This is a genomic window from Zhongshania sp. (genome assembly GCF_047636175.1).
Lineage (GTDB): Bacteria > Pseudomonadota > Gammaproteobacteria > Pseudomonadales > Spongiibacteraceae > Spongiibacter.
In genome coordinates, this window is sequence record NZ_JBLIKC010000016.1 from 84368 (window position 1) to 103374 (window position 19007).

13 protein-coding genes are annotated in these 19007 nt (G+C 48.6%); 10 read left to right on the forward strand and 3 right to left on the reverse strand.

The features are described 5' to 3' along the window. Positions 1-23 precede the first annotated feature (23 nt). The 3 genes from ACI955_RS11065 (at position 24) to ACI955_RS11075 (ending at position 5739) form a co-directional block, all read left to right on the forward strand. The gene (locus tag ACI955_RS11065) at positions 24-1508 is read left to right on the forward strand and encodes a succinylglutamate desuccinylase/aspartoacylase family protein (protein WP_415243794.1); all 1485 of its coding nucleotides are present in this window, start codon (positions 24-26) and stop codon (positions 1506-1508) included. Between the two features lie 332 nt (positions 1509-1840). Further along, entirely contained in the window at positions 1841-4723 is a 2883-nt protein-coding gene (locus tag ACI955_RS11070) for an EAL domain-containing protein (RefSeq protein WP_415243795.1), read from the forward strand. A 326-nt stretch (positions 4724-5049) separates the two neighbouring features. Continuing rightward, positions 5050-5739 (forward strand): pseudouridine synthase, encoded by a 690-nt coding sequence (locus ACI955_RS11075; protein WP_415243796.1) that lies wholly within the window; start codon positions 5050-5052, stop codon positions 5737-5739. A gap of 259 nt (positions 5740-5998) precedes the next feature. Here the strand turns inward: ACI955_RS11075 and ACI955_RS11080 are convergent, their stop codons facing one another. After that, a complete protein-coding gene (locus ACI955_RS11080; protein WP_415243806.1) occupies positions 5999-7474 on the reverse strand; it encodes an amidase in 1476 nt (491 codons plus the stop codon). 229 nt (positions 7475-7703) lie between these two features. Between ACI955_RS11080 and ACI955_RS11085 the strand changes: the two genes are divergently transcribed. The 3 genes from ACI955_RS11085 to ACI955_RS11095 all read left to right on the forward strand — a co-directional run bounded on the left by ACI955_RS11085 (position 7704) and on the right by ACI955_RS11095 (position 10127). Further along, the gene (locus tag ACI955_RS11085) at positions 7704-7955 is read left to right on the forward strand and encodes a TIGR02647 family protein (protein WP_415243797.1); all 252 of its coding nucleotides are present in this window, start codon (positions 7704-7706) and stop codon (positions 7953-7955) included. A gap of 134 nt (positions 7956-8089) precedes the next feature. Next, the gene (locus ACI955_RS11090) at positions 8090-9091 is read left to right on the forward strand and encodes a metal-dependent hydrolase (protein WP_415243798.1); all 1002 of its coding nucleotides are present in this window, start codon (positions 8090-8092) and stop codon (positions 9089-9091) included. A gap of 43 nt (positions 9092-9134) precedes the next feature. Next, a complete protein-coding gene (locus ACI955_RS11095; RefSeq protein ID WP_415243799.1) occupies positions 9135-10127 on the forward strand; it encodes an LLM class flavin-dependent oxidoreductase in 993 nt (330 codons plus the stop codon). 45 nt (positions 10128-10172) lie between these two features. Here the strand turns inward: ACI955_RS11095 and ACI955_RS11100 are convergent, their stop codons facing one another. Both ACI955_RS11100 and ACI955_RS11105 read right to left on the reverse strand, forming a co-directional pair. After that, on the reverse strand, positions 10173-11471 hold the full coding sequence (locus ACI955_RS11100) for a mechanosensitive ion channel family protein (protein WP_415243800.1): 1299 nt from the start codon (positions 11469-11471) through the stop codon (positions 10173-10175). Between the two features lie 399 nt (positions 11472-11870). Then, positions 11871-14045 carry a glutamine synthetase III gene (locus ACI955_RS11105; protein ID WP_415243801.1) on the reverse strand — a complete coding sequence of 725 codons (2175 nt, stop codon included), beginning with the start codon at positions 14043-14045 and terminating at the stop codon, positions 11871-11873. 387 nt (positions 14046-14432) lie between these two features. Between ACI955_RS11105 and ACI955_RS11110 the strand changes: the two genes are divergently transcribed. From ACI955_RS11110 to ACI955_RS11125, 4 genes are all read left to right on the forward strand, one after another. Then, on the forward strand, positions 14433-15602 hold the full coding sequence (locus ACI955_RS11110) for an NAD(P)/FAD-dependent oxidoreductase (protein ID WP_415243807.1): 1170 nt from the start codon (positions 14433-14435) through the stop codon (positions 15600-15602). A 99-nt stretch (positions 15603-15701) separates the two neighbouring features. Further along, positions 15702-16454: an SDR family oxidoreductase gene (locus tag ACI955_RS11115; protein WP_415243802.1), complete on the forward strand. Its 753-nt coding sequence runs from the start codon at positions 15702-15704 to the stop codon at positions 16452-16454. Between the two features lie 36 nt (positions 16455-16490). Continuing rightward, positions 16491-18152, forward strand: a complete 1662-nt coding sequence (locus ACI955_RS11120) for an NAD(P)/FAD-dependent oxidoreductase (protein WP_415243803.1) — start codon at positions 16491-16493, stop codon at positions 18150-18152. A 272-nt stretch (positions 18153-18424) separates the two neighbouring features. Further along, positions 18425-18967 carry a DUF2058 domain-containing protein gene (locus ACI955_RS11125; RefSeq protein WP_415243804.1) on the forward strand — a complete coding sequence of 181 codons (543 nt, stop codon included), beginning with the start codon at positions 18425-18427 and terminating at the stop codon, positions 18965-18967. The last annotated feature ends 40 nt before the right edge of the window (positions 18968-19007 follow it).

The following is a 19007-nucleotide window of genomic DNA, read 5'->3' on the forward strand; positions in this document are numbered from 1 at the left end:
TAAACGGAGTCACCCGCGGCATCATGCAACACCTATTCATTATTTTAATGGCACTTGGGCTACAGTTAGTCATTCAGGCTGCAGTGGCAAACGAGCAGGCACCAAAATCGCTGAATGAGTCACACGCGCTTAATGCCAGCACCGTCAGTGAGATCAAAAACATAGAAGGCACTACTTTTACGTCTAATCAACGCAAAGATAGCGTGTTAAACACCGACTTTGGTAAAAATGCATCGGGGCAACCGTCCTCAGAAGTTGTCTTTACCCTACTTGGGCAAGACATTCTGCGAGGCAGTTTTGAACGCCTGTACTGGACCGCCGGCCAAGCTATCGCCGGGCTTGCTATGCCTACTCCGATTCTTGTCGCCGCCGGCAATAAACCCGGCCCCACCCTGTGCTTAACTGCCGCCGTTCACGGCGACGAGCTCAATGGCGTCGAGGCCATACGTCGAGTCATGTTTAGCTTGGAGAGCGACAAATTAAACGGCGTTGTAATCGGTGTACCCATTGTTAATATGCATGGTTTTAGACGCACCTCACGCTACCTTCCTGATCGCCGCGACCTCAATCGCTACTTTCCCGGCGACCCCAAAGGCAGCTCAGCAGGACGTATTGCCCACAGTTTTTTCAATGAAGTTATCACCCATTGTGATCGCTTGATCGATATTCATACCGGTTCTTTTCACCGCACCAACCTCACCCAGTTGCGCGGTAATTTGGGCAAAGAAAGCGTTTTTCAATTTAGTAAAATGTTTCATGACGTCACCGTACTAGATGGTGCTGGCGCGCCGGGAACACTGCGTCGAGCAGCGGTAGATGCAGGTATTCCGGCGGTAACTTTAGAGGCTGGCGAACCGCTTCGGTTACAGCTCAAAGAAGTGATTCAAAGTGTTAACGGTATAAAAGCGGTCATGCACCATTTGGGAATGATCGACCAAAAACCTAATCGTGCGCCAAAACAAAATGTCTTCTACAAATCTACCTGGCTGCGCGCAGATCAAAGCGGGGTATTCCTCACCGAGGCCAAGCTAGGTCAAAATGTGAAAAAAGGCGACATCCTGGGCACGGTAACTGACCCTATCACCAATCGCAGTTCCGTGATTAGAAGCAATGTAGATGGTCAAATTATTGGTCTAGCACTAAACCAAATGGTTATGCCTGGCTTTGCCGCCTATCACGTTGGTATTGCCACCGATCAGAAAAAAGTGGCCGCCGATAAAGTTGCCGACAGCGTGGTAGCCGAAGCGCTTGAGCCAGTTGCTGAGAACATGAAAGAAGTGGCCCGTGAAGCGGCGCAAACCGCCGCAAAAACCAGCAACGACCCCGCCACCGTCGGCGCGGCTGCTCGTAAAGCAGTTCAAAACGCAGCGCGCAATGCCTCTCAATTGGTAGATCAACCCGCGACCGAAGTTAATAAAAATGCAGCGCAACGTGGCGGGAACCGAGCCACAACAGAATCTATAATCTCTGAGCGCCCCAATGACGAGTTGGAAGAACATCCGGAATAGCGAGTGTAAAATAATAAGTGCGCGCCACCGTATCGAATCAGTGTAGGGCATACTTATTAATGGTAAAAGCCGTCGCTTTTCAAGCCAAGTGCTCTTAGAAATTAAAATCTCCGGTGCTATTCAGTTGCCGTGCTAAGGGCGTCACCCGGCCTGTGTTTCAGGTGAAGAGAGGCGCACTAATCAATGGTTAAAATCGCATATAGACGCAGCGTGACATTTATGAATAACTTACGGGGTAGCGATCCTTCTCTTCGCGATATAGAAGTAGTCCTCGCTAGCTACTTTGAACTGACAACAAACCTATGCCCGCATTAGGGAAATCTATTGTTTCCATGCTTGTGTCACTCGTTCTTGCGATTGGCTTACCACTAACTACACTCATTACTTGGAACATTTATTCCGAGTACCGCGGTAACGATGCCGCGGTGAAAAAACAAGCTGCGGCGATCACTAAAGCTATCGCAGTGAGGGCTGAAATTACGCTAAGTCAAACCCGCGTAAAACTGCAAGAAATTGCAAAGCGGCCTGAAGTACAGGCAATGAACACCAGCCAATGCGACCCATTTATTGTCGACTTGCGCAAAACACTGCAGACTTACGCCAATCTCTTTGTCTTAAAAACCCATGGCGAATTTATTTGCAGTGCTGTCAATCGCGATGCCAGCATCGATATAAAAACTGAATATCCTAAAGTGTATAACAGGATGATGGCCGGCGACGATCTTGAGCTGATATCACCAATACGAGGGGAGGACACCCAACGCTGGGTGGTATTTGCAGCCTACCCCGTAAAAGATATTAGCAATAAATTACTCGGTTCAATCACTGTCCCCATTGATCTCATTGAACTGGCGCCCGTTATCAACAGCGATACGTTACCGGCAGGCTCAATAATAAGATTAATCGATAGCGAGGGACTAATTCTCAGCAACTATCCCGATGCCGATGTAGTTGGCAAATACGATAGTGATATATCCTTTTCTAGCAACAAAAACCGATCAGGTAGTTCACTTATTATCGGTCTGGATGGTTTAGAAAGGGTTTATTCTTACACTCGACTGCATGGTACCGAATGGATTGTTTTTGCAAGCCTACCCACGGAGTGGGCCTTTGCCGACTTTCATTTTATTGGAACCCAGTTGCTTTTTTCCCTACTTGGCGTGCTTATGATTGCAGCTACACTGGGGTTCATTGTGGTGCGGCATATCGTCCATCCTATACATCAGCTTCAACAAGATGCAGAGCTTCTGGCGCAGGGTCACTACGATCATCGCTCGCAAGTTGATGGCAATAATGAAGTTGGTCAGCTTGCGGCTACCTTCAACAAACTTTCTCAGGCACTTGAGACACAGGAAAAGGAACGGCGACGCAACGAGCTTAAAATCAAGCAGCTCAACCGTGTTTATGCCATGTCCAGCCAGATTAATGCCCTTGTCATTCGAGTAAAGGATCTTGATGAGCTATTTTCTGTTGCCTGTAAGGTCGCTGCCGACGCCGGGGATTTTCGCATATCAGCAATCGTGACCGTAGATCCCGATAGTAAACAAGTCACATCAATTTTCTCTGCAGGCGAGGATGAAGATCTTTTAAATAATATCAAAGCTTATTTGTTATCGCCGGAGGGCATGCAAAAATCGATTGTATCAACCGTGATTGAAACCAGGGAAGCCATAATTACCAACAATACCAAAAGCGATTCTAGAATTATATATGGCCAGCAGTATGCCAGTGCTGGGATCAATTCAATGGTAATTATGCCGCTACTTATCGCAGGCGAAGCGGTCGGTGTATTTGCCTTATACGCTAAAGAAATAGACTTTTTCCAACACCATGAAATGGAATTACTGCTTGGCCTTACGCGCGATGTCGCTTTTGCCATTGATCATATAGAAAAGCAAAAACGCGTTAATTTTCTAGCATATTACGATGAATTAACCGGACTCGCTAATCGCGCTTTGTTATTAGAGCGCGTGGCGGCTTACTCACACAAAGCCAAGATCGGTGGCCACCAACTTGCCATCTGCCTGATCGATCTGGATCGTTTCAAAAGTATTAACGACAGCTTCGGCCGGCCGGTCGGCGACGAACTATTGAAACAGGTCGCACAATGGTTGACGAATAAAGTAGTAGATAACATTCTATTAGCTCGCATCGAGGCTGACTGCTTCGCGATAATACTCCCGCTAGTTAAACCAGATGGCCATCTGGAGAAATTAATAGAAAACACCATGGCTGCGTTTTTAGAACACCCCTTTAGGGTCGCTAGTAATATATTCAGAATTAGTGTTACGACAGGTGTCGCGCTATTTCCCGATGACGGTAACGATGCTGAAAATCTATTAAAAAACGCAGAGACGGCATTGAAAACGGCAAAAAGAATCGGTGTACATTATCTGCTCCATACTAACGATATGACATCAAAAGTCGCCGGTAAGCTCGCCATAGAAAACCGCCTGCGTAACGCCTTCGATAACAACGAGTTCATATTGCACTATCAGCCCAAGGTTAATATTTGCACCGGAAAAATGGTAGGCACCGAAGCGCTGATTCGCTGGAACGATCCACAGGTCGGCCTGATGCAACCAGACTCCTTTATACCTATTCTAGAAGAAATTGGTCTGATCTATGACGTCGGGCGCTGGGCAATACACCAGGCCATTGAAGATTATTTGACGTGGCGCGACGCTGGCATGGACTGCGTGCGTATTGCGGTAAATGTTTCCCCCTTGCAACTGCGCAATCGCTATTTTTGCGACGAAATTGAACAGGCAATCGCCGCTGATTCGCGAGTCGCCGATGCTCTTGAGCTGGAAGTCACTGAAAGTATGGTCATGGGGAATGTTGAACAAAGTATTCGGATTTTAACTACGATTAGAAACATGGGCATCCCCATCTCCATCGATGATTTTGGCACAGGATTCTCCTCACTTAGTTACCTTAGTAAGCTGCCGCTAGACACACTAAAAATAGATCGTTCTTTCGTTATAGAAATGCATACTCAGGAAGGGCGTGACATGGTGTCGACCATCATCCGGTTTGCACACGCTCTGAAGCTTAAAGTTGTTGCCGAAGGAGTGGAGACCGAGGAACAATTGCGTCAACTCGGCGAGTTTGACTGCGATCAAATGCAGGGTTATCTATTCAGTAAAGCCGTGCCGGCAGAGGTCTTTAAAAGTCTGTTTCTGTCACCTTCTCTAGTGAAGGCGAAATTATAGCCTGTGTTATTTTATCGTTTTTTTCTCTCCAAGCTGAGTTGAGCTGAGCTGAGCTGAGCGAGAATAACAATGAATACATCACTCAAAGCGCAGCCGACAACATGGCGAATTGAATACCTGTCTGCGTAGTGGCACATTAGGTGTTGGCGGGGAGTATCGCTGGTGTATAGCGATATATTAAGATTTGAACTGACAGTAGCAATCTTACGGCACAATCAACGACTTACTGACATTTTCGACTTAGACTACTTATCCGCAGGCTACAAATATTTATCGCTGGGCAGAGATAGCGTATAGTTTCCTCTTATTATTAGTGTTTTTTAATCATGCGGCTTGATAAATTTATTTGTAAAAGCACCACCCTAAACAAGCGAGACGCTATTGCAGAAATCGCGGCTGGTGAGGTTTGTGTTAATGGTGTTATTGAGACTAATGAAGCCACTCAAGTGCATGAGAACAACAGCATAATATTAAATGGTGAAAGACTGAGGGCCAGAGATTTTCGCTATATTGTGATGCATAAACCAGCGGGCACTATTTGCTCTAATATCGATGAATTTTATCCCTCGCTATTCAATTATTTAGACATTGAAAATGTTTCTGAACTACATATAGCTGGTCGTTTGGATGCTGAAACCACGGGTATGGTGTTAATCACTGATGACGGCCGCTGGTCATTTAATATCATGGCACCCACCACGCAGTGCAGCAAAATCTACCGTGTTGGTTTATCCCGCGCGATTGGCAATGATGTCGTCACTACATTTAAAAACGGCCTGAAACTACAGGGCGAAAAGCGATTAACGCGGCCAGCTATCTTAGACATTGTCAGTAGCAAGGAGGTACTTTTAAGCCTTACAGAAGGACGGTTTCATCAGGTTAAACGCATGTTCGCTGCTATTGGTAACCGCGTAACTTCGCTTCATCGAGAAAAGATCGGTGACCTTAGCCTAGATCTCGATATTGGCCAGTGGCGCCACTTAACTGCTGATGAAATCCAGTTATTTAATAGCTAGTTTTATTCTTGCCGATAGCAGCTTTAAGATGGCGCGCTATATGGCTTAACGCTGCATAGCAGAGCGGGTATAACAAACTCTGCCCAGCGCCTTGCTACAACTACGCACAGTTTATATGCATGATCTAAGCAGTTTGGTGAACCTAATCCTCAGGCATACCTGATCTCTCTGCTGAAAACACTCGACTTAAGTCAGAGCTGCGCATCACCTAAGGTGTTAGATCGCCATGTGCACCACTACTTGCGCGCAGCTTACAGTCTTATAGCGTTGCTAAAGCAGAAAAGCCAAGGTCTCTCTCCAGTTGAGCGGCCAAGCTAAATAGGGTTTCCTCGTCGTTCATCCGACCGGTGAATTGCATGCCCACCGGTAAACCATCGACGCTACTATGCAGTGGCACAGACATACACGGTAGCCCGCTTATATTGCCCATAATGGTAAAGGCCATTTTTTCTAATACCGGCGACGCCATCTGCTCCACCAGTCCAGAACGCATTAATAGTTTACCCATATTGAGACGATGGGACGCCAGCATTAGCAGCTCTTCAAGTTTGCTATTGGGCAATTGGCCGTGGGGCACGGCTAAAGTTGGTACAGTGGGGCATAGCATTACATCGTGACGCTCTAGTAATTTTCCCATGGCCAACTGGACATCGTGCCAGCCTTTTTTTGCACTTACCAAGTCGGCAGCACTCAGTGAGCGGCCGATCATCGCCATATTTTTAGTAGCGGGCTCAAATTTATCTACACACGCCCTGCCGTATAAAGTGCGGTAATAGTCGACCATTGCGCCAACCTCGGCGCAGACCACCACAAAGAAATCACGCCAAAAATGGCTAATATCTATATCTGGCTCTACCTCAATGACCTCGTGGCCAAGATCTTGTAATTGTTTGGCGGTTTTATTTAAGGCTGCTTCTACATCGGGGTGCAAGGCAGTGTTGAGCAAGGGCTTACGACTCAGGGCAATGCGCAGTGGCTTTGGATCGCGCTCGGTGGCGGCCAAAAAAGAGCCGCCAGGGAGAGCAATATTATAGGGCGCGCCAATTTCGTGACCGCTGCTGCAGTCCAACATCGCGGCGCTATCACGCACGCTGCGCGTTAATACATGCTCGGCCACCGCGCCCTGCCAATCTTCACCATGATCAGGGCCGAGGGGATTTCGTCCTCTGGAGGGTTTAAGACCAAATACACCGCACCATGAGGCGGGGAATCGAATAGAACCCCCGCCGTCGCCGCCGTGAGCCATAGGAACAATACCCGCCGCCACTGCCGCTGCACTGCCACCCGAGGAGCCGCCGGTGCTGTAACCCAATTTATGCGGATTATGGCAAACTCCGTGAGCCTTGGATTCAGTAGTGATAATAAGGCCGAATTCAGGGGTATTAGTTTTGGCGAATATATTTACCCCGCTAGCCTTGTAGCGACGCACTAACTCGCTGTCATAATCCGGCACTGCCGTCATGCCTCGACTGCCCATTGTGAGGGGTTCGCCCGCAAACGCTGCCAGTAAATCCTTTAATACGAAGGGCACCCCCGTGAAGGGACCGTCAGCAAGCCCATCATTAATGTGCTGAAATGCCCTGTCATCAAAGCGATGAATAACCGCATTAAGACGTGGATTAACCGCATTAACTCGCGCAATGGCAGCCTCTAATAGCTCTGACGACGTAAGTTCGCCCGCCTGTACCAACATCGAAAGACCCATTGCATCGTATTGACCGTATTCTTTAAACATCCCCACCCTCGCACTCTATTTATGTGGAACCAGTAAGCAACGCTCGACCATTAAACAGGATAAAAATGGCTTTGCTGTGTAAATAATTAAAATGCCTTTGGCTGAACAGCCAATTTCGCGCTACAGTATTGAAGCTGGGCAAACAAACGAACACCTTCCCAGAGCTAACACTCAATCAGTAAATGTTTCACGCAAGACCTTTAATTCATAACAATACAAGGTTGCAGCTATGCCACTATCCAAAGACATTCTTGACGAAATACGCGTCCTCACCCAGTTTAACCCGGCTTCCGCCCTGGAAGGTATTAAGGTACATCACACCGCAGATCACAGCACCATAGCCGCCACTGAGCGGCTATATGCAAAAGAGCTGATTACTCTGCCAGACGGTGGCTATCTCACCAACAGTGGCCAAGAAGTCATTCGCCATTTAGACAGTCTTGTTACCGTTCTACAGTGTAAAGAAGCCCTAGTTGCGTAACGATATTAGTCTCTGTGGTCGGTAAATAGGTTCGTTCTAACTATTGCCGACCATGGACAAGCCTGTCCGCATTGCGTGATTCCGTCACCGGTTTTCAGATACACTTCCGACTCGCCCCGATTACAGAGTAAATTATGGATCCCCTTACCCAAGGTTTACTTGGCGCAGTCGCCGTTCGCAACTCGGGCAATATCAACGCAAAACGCGGGACGGTGCTTATACTCGGCTTTTTAGCTGGCATGGCCGCCGATTTAGACGTGCTAATTCGCTCTAAAAGCGATCCCTTACTATTTTTGGAATTTCACCGCCAGTTCACCCACTCACTGATTTTCATCCCCTTGGGCGGTCTCATCTGCGGCTTGGTTTTATACAAACTGATGGGACGACGGAACACCACTCTTAGCTGGCAACAATCTGTGTTGTTTTGCACTCTGGGCTACGCCACACACGCCCTGCTCGACACCTGCACCACTTATGGCACCCAACTGTATTGGCCATTTAGCAATGCCCGCGTGTCATGGAATGTGATGTCGATTATCGACCCTCTATACACCCTACCCATTGCTGGATTACTGATTCTAAGTGTGCGCAAACACTGGCGATGGACGGCACCCCTAGCGCTCTTCTGGGTGCTTGCCTACCCCAGCCTAGGATGGTTGCAGCGAGATCGCGCAGAGGCGGTAGGCTACCAATTAGCAGCAAGCCGTGGTCACTTGGTTCGCAGCCTGGAGGCAAAGCCCTCCTTCGGAAATATCTTGCTCTGGAAAATAGTCTACCGCACCGATGAAGCCTATTACATTGACGCCGTGCGGGTCGGCCGTAAACCTAAAGTGTTTACTGGCGATAGTATTCCCTTGCTCAAACTCAGTACAGATCTACCTTGGCTGGTTGCCAATAGTCGTCAAGCGACAGATATAGAGCGCTTTCGATGGTTCTCGCAAGGCTATATTGCCCTAGACCCCAACGACCCTAATCGTATTATCGATATTCGCTATTCTTTGCTACCCAATGAACTAGATGCGCTATGGAGTATCGAGCTATCGCCAGACTCACCAGACAGCGCGGTGAGCTATCAAACCCATCGCGCTGACGGCAGGGCAAAACTAAATCAACTGTGGCAAATGCTGACTCACTAGCTCAACGTCAATATTGCTGTACACAACTAATACGGATTCACCCATGGTTAAGCTTGCAGTCCTCGATTTATCGCCGATAACCGCCGATGGCAGCGCCAGCACGTCGCTAAAAAACAGCTTGTCATTGGCTCAACATGCCGAACAGTGTGGTTTCAATCGTTATTGGCTCGCCGAACATCACAATATGCAGGGCATCGCCAGCGCGGCTACCGCGGTGGTTATCGGTCATATTGCCGCCGGCACCAAAACCATTCGAGTTGGCGCCGGCGGTATTATGCTGCCCAACCACGCACCGCTCATTATTGCTGAGCAATTCGGCACCTTAGAAGCGCTATTCCCAAACCGTATTGATTTAGGTCTTGGCCGAGCGCCGGGAACGGATCAAGCAACCGCTTATGCCATGCGTCGCAACTTAAATGCCGACGTTGATCAGTTTCCCAAAGATGTGGTTGAACTAATGGGGTATTTTGGCGAACCGCATGCGGGGCAAAAGATCCATGCAGTGCCGGGAACTGGGCTCAACATTCCCTTTTGGATTTTAGGCTCCAGCCTCTTTGGTGCACAATTGGCAGCCTCGCTTGGCCTGCCTTACGCCTTCGCGTCCCATTTTGCGCCCGAACAAATGCTTAATGCGATCGCCGTATACCGCGAACGCTTCCGCCCCTCGGCCCAACTTAGCAGACCCTATGTCATGCTTGGCTACAACGTTTTCGCCGCCGACACCGACGCTCAGGCACACTATTTAGCAAGCTCAATGCAGCGCGCCTTCGTTAATTTGCGACGCGGCCAACCGGGGAAGCTCCAGCCCCCGGCAGACAACTACCTCTCGCAATTATCAGCCAGCGACCAGATGCTGCTCCAGCAAATTATCTCCTGCTCGGCCATTGGCGCTGCAGATAAAGTACAGCGGGAAATGCAAAAATTTATCGACCTGACCCAAGCTGACGAGTTAATGATTACCTCACAGATTTACTCCCATGAGGCCCGCCTCCATTCTTATGAAATTGTGTCGTCACTGCAGTCGCAACTGAGCTAGTGTCGGCCGGCTTTAAGCCGTCTGGCGACATATGAAGTGACAGGTTTATTTACCAATACTCTCGTTGAGTACCCGCACCTCGCGCTGAGGAAATGGAATCTGGAAGCCGTTGTCACGCATCGCTTCGAATATCATCAGCAGTAAATCGCCACCGACACGGTTTTTACCATCATCTATACCAATCATCCAAAACTCGACAAACATATTTACGCCGGAATCACCAAAGCTGTCTATTTCACAATCTGGACGCTCTTCAAAGGCAATATCCTCACCGCTAATCACCTGTTCATGTGACGCCACGGTTTCCTTGATTATTTCCACCAATTTACGAATATCAGAATCATAGGCTACCGAGAAATCAACACGGTAACGCTGTTTTTTATTTTTATGGGTCCAGTTAGTAAAGCTCTCAGTCACAAACTTTTCGTTTGGCACCATGATGTCTTTACCATCATAGGTCTCCAATGTAGTCGACCTAAGCGTCAGCTCACGAACAACCCCGGCTCTGCCATCCTCAAGCTCAATGTAATCATCAAGCGCAATCGAGCGATCAAGCAGAATAATAATGCCCGAAATAAAATTAGACGCGATCGCCTGTAAGCCAAAGCCCAGACCAACACCGAGGGCGCCACCAAATACCGCCAAGGCGGTTAAATTAACCCCCATGACCTGTAATAGCAGTAAGAAAATCACCACAAAAATTGCGACTTCCAAAAGCTTTGCAGCCACTTCCTTAGTGCGAAAATCAAGTTTAGGCTGTCGTCGAATGATCTCTTGACCGGTACTACTTGAAACTCGTCCCAACCAAAACAACAGCGATCCAAACAAGACCACCCTGATAATGCCATACACCGAAATCTGGATATTACCGACGGTCAATTGCATGGTTTCCAGAACCGCTATGATCGGTTCAAGCACATTCAATAAATGTAATAACAGCAGTGGCTGACCAACCCAGCGGAATACAAAAATGATGAATTCATTTTTAACGTAGTCACGCACTATCGACCTGTAAACCACCATCATGGCGACCACCAAGGCTGTGCGTACCAACCAGGACTCACCAAGAAAGTTCTGGCTCAACTGAACAGCTAAACTCAAGGCCAAAATGGCGAGCACAGGGAAAATAAAAACACCCAGCTTGCCAGTGAGTTTGCGTAGCGGCTTGAGTGGCGCATTTGCAAACCGTGGAACAAGCTTACGAATATAAGTGCTTATAAAAAATGTTAATGCAAAAATCACCAATACCAGCGCAAGCTGGGTATAGGTTTCCGTTTGCAGCGCTGCAGTCACCACCTGATTACCAAGATCTGTAAAACCCTGCTTATAATTCTGAAAATTCACGCTAGCCACTCTTGTTATTTGTTATCAGCAGGCAGAATCTCACACCTTCCACCCTTTTAGAATATACATTTTTTACCCGCCACCGGCTGCGCCTAACTAAAAAAGCATCACCTAATGGATCTGGTCTAGGGTAGCTTTAAAAAAACGAGAATTATTGACTGCAACCGCCCAAATTAAGTAACTCCAGCCGTATTTACTCAGCGGCGAGTCCCGTAATGCACTGTAACTCTCGGCAAGGCTCTGGGGACAAAAGATCAAGCCCAGCAAGTGCGACCACAGACAATATATTTTTAGTGTCAATGGCGAGAGTAATACCCTACAACGCAAAAACGCCCTCGTGTGAGAGCGTTTTTACGTGATGACGTAACACTATTATGGCCAGTAAACGCCGCGATAGAATTATTTAATAAATAGCATTTCAGCGTACTTAGGCAGTGGCCACAAGTCATCAGCAACCAGTGTTTCTAAAGCATCTGCATGACTACGCACTTCAAGCATTAAGCTACACAAGGTGCTTGCTGAATACTGCATATGCGCCTCAGTGGTGTCAAAGTCATGTACCTCTAATGCGGAACTTAAGGCCGCGACCGACGCCATCATGGCATTGGCTTCTTTAGCAACAGCAGCAGCAACTCCGCTGTCGAAAGTAATATTCAATGCTGCCATTGAAGACGCGGTACCAGCTAGCTGCGACAAGTACTCAATAGCCGCTGGATAAATACTAGTAGTGGCCATATCGACAACCAACTTGGCTTCTACTTCAATCGACAGCAAATACTGCTCCGAATAAACCTCAAAACGGCTTTCTAACTCAACTGGCGTTAATACCCCAGTGCTAGAAAACAGCTTAACAATAGACTCTTCACGCAGTGCAGGTAGCGCATCAGCAGAGGTCGGCAAGTTTTTCAAGCCGCGGTCTTCAACGGCCATGCGGTGCCACTCCGCCGAGTAACCGTCGCCACCAAAAATAACATTGCTGTGGCCGTCCATCAGCTCTTTCAAAACTTTGACTGCGGCGACTGACTTGCTGGTACCCGTTGCCAATTCGATTTCAAGCTTGTCGGCAATCCAGTTCAAGGAATCAGCTAACATAGTGTTCATCGCCACTAGCGGACCGGCAACTGAGGCCGAAGAACCTACCGCACGAAATTCAAACCGGTTGCCAGTGAAAGCGAACGGAGAAGTTCGGTTACGGTCGCCAGGGTCGCGTTCAAACTTAAGAATTTGGCTCAAGCCCAAATCCATCAGACCACCAACTTCAGACGTCAGCAACTTACCTTCTTTGATATCGTTGAATACACCCTCAAGCTGGTCGCCTAAGTAAACAGATAAGATAGCCGGAGGCGCTTCGTTTGCACCTAAGCGATGGTCATTCGATGCAGATGCGATAACCGCGCGCAGAAGTGGGCCATAAAGGTGCACTCCCCGAATTACCGCACCACAAAAGAGCATGAAGTTAATGTTTTCATGGGGAGTGCTGCCTGGATCAAGCAGGTTACCTTGGGTTGCATTACCTACTGACCAGTTCACGTGTTTTCCAGAACCGTTAATACCGGCGAAGGGCTTTTCGTGTAATAGACACATAAAGCCATGACGTTTTGCAGTCAATTTCAGCACTGTCATTAATAGCTGCTGATGATCAGACGCGACATTGGCAGCTTCAAAATAAGGCGCAAGCTCAAACTGGCCGGGAGCCACTTCATTGTGATGAGTCTTGGCTGGTATGCCTAGGCGGTAAAGCTTGTCTTCAAAGTCTTGCATGAAGATCTGAACGCGCTCCGGTATTGCCGCAAAGTAATGATCATCAAACTGCTGACCTTTAGCCGGCGCTGCGCCAAACAAAGTCCGGCCAGCCAACAGCAAGTCTGGACGACTATTGGCAAAATTAGAATCAATCAGGAAATATTCTTGCTCGGCACCACAGCTGGAGTTCAGCGCCGCAATTTCAGTTTCTCCCATCAGCGCTAAAACCCGCTGACCCGCTTTATTCATTGCAGAATTTGAGCGCAGTAAAGGGATTTTTTTATCTAATGCTTCGCCTGTCCAGCTCATGAAAACACTAGGAATCATCAGCGTTGAGCCGTTATCGGTATGCATAATATAGGCAGGACTGGTTGGATCCCATGCGGTATATCCGCGCGCCGCATTGGTCATCCGCAGACTACCGTTGGGAAAAGAAGAGCCGTCTGGCTCGCCTTTAATTAACAAGCTCCCGGTAAATTCGGTGATCGCATTACCGTCTGCATTAGTAATAATAAAACCATCATGCTTTTCAGCAGTGGCATTGGTCATAGGGTAAAAAATATGCGAGAAAAACTTAACGCCTTTACTAAGCGCCCAATCTTTCATGGCAGCAGCAACAACATCAGCGGTGGCTGGAGCAAGTGGCTCACCAGTTTGTACTGTAGTTTTGATGGCTTTAAATGCGTTTTTGGAAAGGGCTTCCTCCATTTTCGCAAGATTAAAGACATCACTTGCCCAGATCTTGCTGAGAGGTTCAGGCATCGTAACGTCTGTGGTTTTGCGATTTACTATTTGAGAAATAGCTTGAACACGCGCTTGGTTGCGACTCATTAAGGAGACCTCGCCTTATTAGTGGGAAATTAAGTAATCGGTGTCGCTCGAGTTAACTGAGAAGACCAAGAACTGAAATAATTAGCTAAATCACTAGCAAAATCCGCACCAGCCTACCGGAAAAATGCGTTGTGAGAGCAAATATTTTCATTTAGGACAAGGCAACCACCTGAACTGCAAGCGTGTAAGGCCGCGCTTGGCAAATACACTCTAGTGCCAAGGCGTTGGCGCATATAAGACAGCAGATTTTATCGGTATACTGCGCATCTTTTATAGTATCAGCCCAATTCCAGCTCATACCAAACCACCTACAGCGAAGCCCACACCGTGCCTACTAGCGCAAATACATACGACGTGATCATTCTTGGTGCAGGGGCATCGGGTTTGATGTGTGCGATCACCGCAGCCCAACGCGGTCGCCGCGTCCTAGTACTAGAAAAAGCCAATAAAGTGGGCAAAAAAATACTTATGTCCGGTGGCGGTCGATGCAATTTCACCAATCATTTCGTCGAGGCCGACAACTTCATTTCTGTCAATCAGCACTTTTGTAAAGCTGCCCTAACCCGCTATACCCAGTGGGATTTTATCGGTATGGTTGAAAGCTATAATATCCCTTATGAAGAGCGCCGCCACAGCCAGCTTTTCTGTCTTAATTCGGCCAAAGACATTCTAAATATGCTGCTAGATCAATGTGCCGAAGCCGGCGCAGAAATTCGCACCCATTCTGAACTTATCTCAATAGCGCCTTACCACGGAGACACAGCGGACTCATCCCGCTATGAACTAACGGTAAATCAGCAAGATACCGAGCAAAAATTCCACTGCCACTCTTTTGTGGTCGCCTCCGGCGCGCTCTCCATTCCCACCCTTGGCGGCAGCGGCATGGGTTACGATATTGCCAAGCAATTCGGCTTAACGCTAACTAAACGCCATGCCGCCTTGGTCCCCTTCATGTTTAGCGATGCCATGAAACAGTTCTGTGAAAAGCTCGCCGGCTTGGCCTTGGAGGTTGAACTCTCCACCAATAAAGTCAGCTTTACCGAAAACATTCTATTTACTCATCGCGGCATTTCTGGTCCCGCAGCGCTGCAGGTCTCAAATTACTGGAACCCCGGCGACGTCATCACTGTAAATATACTGCCCGGAGTTAGCGCAGTTGACTGGCTAGTTAGCGCCAAACATAGCCAGGCTAAAAGCCTGCTAAGAAACGTGCTAAGCCATAAATTATCCAAGGGCTTAGTGGCCGAACTGCAGTGGCTGTGGTGGCATGAGCACGCTGATAAACCGCTGGGGGAGTTTTCTGATAAACAGCTCATAGGCATCGGCGGAAAACTTAATAACTGGCAGCTAAAACCGTCTGGTACCGAGGGCTACCGCACCGCAGAAGTCACCCGTGGGGGTGTCGATACCGCCGGTATCAGCTCAAAAACCATGGAAGCCAAAGACCAAGCCGGACTTTACTTTATTGGTGAGGTAGTTGACGTGACTGGCTGGCTTGGGGGCTTCAATTTTCAGTGGGCATGGTCATCCGGTTATAGCGCGGGTATTGCGGTTTAAAACTAACACCTTGCAATTAGCTCAAAGCCCTGTGATAAATCTAGCTATGCTGCAGCGCCGTAAAGATCAATATCACTCTTGGCCTTAGGTATCAAACATATGCAAACTTCTGACACATTGCCAATCACCATCGTTATTGGCGCGAGCGGCGCCCTCGCGTCCGCCTGCATTCATGCCGTCAGTGCCATGGACGATACCTCGCAAATAGTGGCTATTAGCAGAGGTCGCCCAGCCGCCTCCGACACTGACCGACTTAGCTATTTACAGTGTGACAATTCCGAAGCGGAGATTGGCAAATGCATTGCCGAACTCTCCCCGCTACGCGGCAAAATTAACCGCGTCATTATTTGTAATGGTCGCCTGCATGACGAGAATATAAAACCAGAGAAGCGCCTAGAAGACATCAGCGCTGAGAACATGATGGCCATTATGCAAATCAACACCCTCATCCCCATACTGTGGATGAAAGCCTTAGCGCCATTATTAAAATCACCTCAAGCCTGCGTCATGGCAGTGTTCAGTGCGCGAGTCGGCAGTATCACTAACAATCATCTTGGCGGCTGGTATAGCTACCGGATGTCGAAAGCCGCCTTAAACATGGGCATTCGCAGCGCTGCTATCGAATACGGCCGGCGCGCAAAAAATGTCCGTTTACTCGCCTTTCATCCCGGCACCACCGACTCGGCCTTGTCGCGGCCGTTTCAGGCGTCCGTACCAGAGGGGAAGTTATTCTCTCCCGCCTTTGTAGCAGACAGTCTTCTTGAGCTAATGCAGCAGACCTCCAACACTATTGAAGACTCGCCAGCAGAAGCCGCATTTATCGACTGGGAGCACAAAACTATTCCGTGGTAGAATAGAGCGCTTTCCAGTACACCACGACGCCTCTTAATGCTCAGACTCAACGACTTGAAACTGCCGCTCGACCACGAAGAAGCGGCTCTACGTAAATCCATTCTGACCAGACTGGGTATAGAGGATACGGATCTTCACTCAGTAGCCATATTCAAGCGCAGCTATGACGCCCGCAAAAAAGGCGATATCCAATTAATTTATCAATTAGATATCGAGGTAAGCAAAGCCTGCGAAGCCATATTATTGGCGCGTTTTGAAGGTAAGTCCTTCCTTGGTGCCAGCCCCAATACTGAATACACACTACTTGCACAAGCACAGGACGACTTCCCGGCAGCAGATCAGCAGCGGCCGCTGGTTGTCGGCTTTGGCCCCTGCGGCATTTTAGCGGCCTTAGTACTTGCGCAAATGGGACTTAAACCCATTATCTTAGAGCGCGGTCAAGACGTCCGTCAGCGCACCAAAGACACCTGGGGGCTGTGGCGCGAGGGCAAACTCAACACCGAATCCAATGTGCAATACGGTGAGGGCGGCGCGGGCACCTTCTCTGATGGCAAGCTTTGGAGCCAAGTAAAAGATCGGCGTTTTCTCGGTCGTAAAGTCATGACCGAATTTGTTAAAGCCGGTGCACCCGAAGAAATCATGATGGTCAGCAAGCCCCATATTGGGACCTTTAAGCTGGTTAAGATGGTGGAAAATATCCGCGCTGAAATTACCCGGCTAGGCGGCGAAATTCGCTTTAATAGTAAAGTAGAAACCATTCATCGCGAAGCGTCTAGCGACGACCAAGGCCAAATCACCGGATTAACCTTAAGTAGTGGCGAACACCTGCCAACGCGCCATGTGGTGCTGGCTATTGGCCACAGTGCCCGCGATACCTTTGAAATGCTTCTAGATCAGGGTGTTTATATAGAGCCCAAACCCTTTTCTATCGGCTTTAGAATTGAGCACCCGCAGTCGGTTATAGACGCAGCGCGATTTGGTGACCAAGCCGGCCACCCCATTTTAGGCTCGGCCGACTACAAGCTCGTTCACCACTGCAAAAATGGCCGCAGCGTATACAGTTTTTGCATGTGTCCCGGTGGCACGGTGGTCGCAGCCACCTCAGAAGAAGGCCGTGTTGTCACCAACGGCATGTCGCAGTACTCCCGCAATGAACGCAATGCCAACTCCGCGATTGTGGTAGGTATTGAGCCAGAAAAAGACTATCCCGAACACATATTAGCGGGTATCGATCTACAGCGTTCGCTGGAGGCCTTGGCGTATCGACTGGGCGGCGAAAATTACAATGCACCGGCGCAGCTCGTTGGCGACTATTTGCGCAACACGCCATCAACCGACCTCGCCAGCGTTACACCCTCGTACAAACCCGGTGTTTCTCTGGGCGATCTATCAAAAGCGCTACCCGATTTTGCCAATGAGGCCATTCGTGAAGCAATCCCCGCCTTTGACAAACAAATCAAAGGTTTTGCCATGAACGACGCCATTCTCACCGGTATAGAAACCCGCACCTCATCGCCAATATGTATTAAACGCGGTAAAGATTATCAAAATCTAAACACCCGCGGACTTTATCCCGCAGGGGAAGGTGCAGGCTACGCTGGAGGTATATTATCGGCCGGCATCGACGGCATAAAAATCGCTGAAGCCGTCGCCATTGATTTGCTAAAGCTGGATATCGACATCCCCGGCGGGCGCTAAGCCAACTCGAACACTAGCAACTCGCCTGCCGTCGCCGCTGAGCCCCCGTAAACTTCACCACATTGGCGATATCGTGCTGACTTCGGCCGTCATCGTCGGCTAGCCCCCCGCCACGAGTAAACCCACCGCCAAATCTACCTAGTCACTAGTCAAACACGCTGGCACCCAATTCAAAAATGACCACAATAAGCCCAAGCTCCGCAGACGCTAATAGCTTAGAATAGGCACTGCTACCCAATCACATACTCACAAAGGCATAGGGAGGTTATTGCATGATATCTCTGCAAGAGCAGCTTCTTAAAGCAGGCATGGTCGACAAGAAGAAGGCCAAGCAACTTAATCAAGAAAAGCGTAAGCAAGTTAAGCAGGCCAAGGCTACTGGCAAAGTCATTGTTGACGAAAGTAAAGAAGCTGCCAAACGCGCCCTTGTCGACAAAGTCGAGCGCGATCGTGAACTTAATCGTCAGCGCCAGGCCGAGGCCAATAAGAAAGCCATTAAAGCCCAAATCATTCAGCTGATAACGCTGAACAAGATTGACCGTAGACGCGGCGAAATTGCCTATCAATTCACTGATGGCAAAAAAATCAAAAAACTATACGTCGACGCACTCTTGCAAACGCAGTTAATCAAAGGCGTGATTGCCTTGGTTAAATTAAGAGACGGCTATGAGTTAGTACCTGCGGCCATTGCCGATAAAATCACCCAGCGCGATGACAGCGCGGTGCTAGTGCACAACACCAAAGTCAGCAACGATGCCGTGGAAGAAGACGATCCTTACGCAGCCTACCAAATCCCCGACGACCTAATGTGGTAACGCACTATCTTACATACTGACACCAGCCAACCCGCAGATG